A 1,686-nucleotide genomic window follows, 5' to 3' on the forward strand; every position below is an offset into this window, starting at 1 on the left:
GGTAGTCCTACCGGTGAGTGGTAGTACCGGGGCAAGGGTGTGGCCCGTCCGATAGGTAAATCCGTCGGACATACAGGGTGAGGCCCGACGCATAGCCGATTGAGGCGAATTGGATGATCCTATGCTGCCGAGAAAAGCCTCTAGCGAGTTCCGAGCGGCCCGTACCCCAAACCAACTCAGGTGGTCAGGTAGAGAATACCGAGGCGATCGAGCGAACTGTGGTTAAGGAACTCGGCAAAATGCCCCCGTAACTTCGGGAGAAGGGGGGCCATCTACTGTCAACACCCTTGCGGTGGGCAGCGGTGGGTGGCCGCAGAGACCAGTGAGAAGCGACTGTTTACTAAAAACACAGGTCCGTGCGAAGTCGTAAGACGATGTATACGGACTGACGCCTGCCCGGTGCTGGAACGTTAAGGGGACGGGTTAGCCGCAAGGCGAAGCTCAGAACTCAAGCGCCAGTAAACGGCGGTGGTAACTATAACCATCCTAAGGTAGCGAAATTCCTTGTCGGGTAAGTTCCGACCTGCACGAATGGCGTAACGACTTCTCAGCTGTCTCAACCACAGGCTCGGCGAAATTGCACTACGAGTAAAGATGCTCGTTACGCGCGGCAGGACGGAAAGACCCCGGGACCTTTACTATAGCTTGATATTGGTGTTCGGTTCGGCTTGTGTAGGATAGGTGGGAGACTGCGAAGCGGGCACGCCAGTGTTCGTGGAGTCGCCGTTGAAATACCACTCTGGTCGAATTGGATGTCTAACCTCGGTCCGTGATCCGGATCAGGGACAGTGTCAGGTGGGTAGTTTAACTGGGGCGGTTGCCTCCCAAAATGTAACGGAGGCGCCCAAAGGTTCCCTCAGCCTGGTTGGCAATCAGGTGTCGAGTGCAAGTGCACAAGGGAGCTTGACTGCGAGACCGACGGGTCGAGCAGGAGCGAAAGCTGGGACTAGTGACCCGGCACCGGCATGTGGAAGCGGTGTCGCTCAACGGATAAAAGGTACCCCGGGGATAACAGGCTGATCTTCCCCAAGAGTCCATATCGACGGGATGGTTTGGCACCTCGATGTCGGCTCGTCGCATCCTGGGGCTGGAGTAGGTCCCAAGGGTTGGGCTGTTCGCCCATTAAAGCGGTACGCGAGCTGGGTTTAGAACGTCGTGAGACAGTTCGGTCCCTATCCGCCGTGCGCGTAAGAGACTTGAGAAGAGCTGTCCCTAGTACGAGAGGACCGGGACGGACGAACCTCTGGTGTGCCAGTTGTACCGCCAGGTGCACTGCTGGTTAGCTACGTTCGGCAGGGATAACCGCTGAAAGCATCTAAGCGGGAAGCTCGCTTCAAGATGAGGTCTCTCACCGGGTCAACCGGGTAAGGCCCCCGCCCAGACCAGCGGGTTGATAGGCCGGAAGTGGAAGCACCGCAAGGTGTGGAGCTGACCGGTACTAACAGGCCGAGGGCTTGACCACACACACCCACAACACATCTGGGTCTGTACCAGGGTCACTATTGAGCATGTCTCGCGTCCACTGTGCGGTTCTGAACGCACGAACCAGCAACGGTTCGAAGTTCACAGAGTTACGGCGGCCATGGCGAGAGGGAAACGCCCGGCAACATTCCGAACCCGGAAGCTAAGCCTCTCAGCGCCGATGGTACTGCCCTGGAGACGGGGTGGGAGAGTAGGACGCCGCCG

General features: G+C 58.0%; 2 rRNA genes. Both read left to right on the plus strand.

Features of this window, described 5'->3' with window-relative positions:
- Window positions 1–1,462: ribosomal RNA gene (locus ACI79S_RS20755) — 23S ribosomal RNA — on the plus strand; the annotation flags it as partial.
- Between the two features lie 110 nt (window positions 1,463–1,572).
- A 5S ribosomal RNA gene (gene rrf, locus ACI79S_RS20760) occupies window positions 1,573–1,686 on the plus strand; the annotation flags it as partial.

It is taken from the genome of Blastococcus sp. SYSU DS1024, from assembly GCF_054050795.1.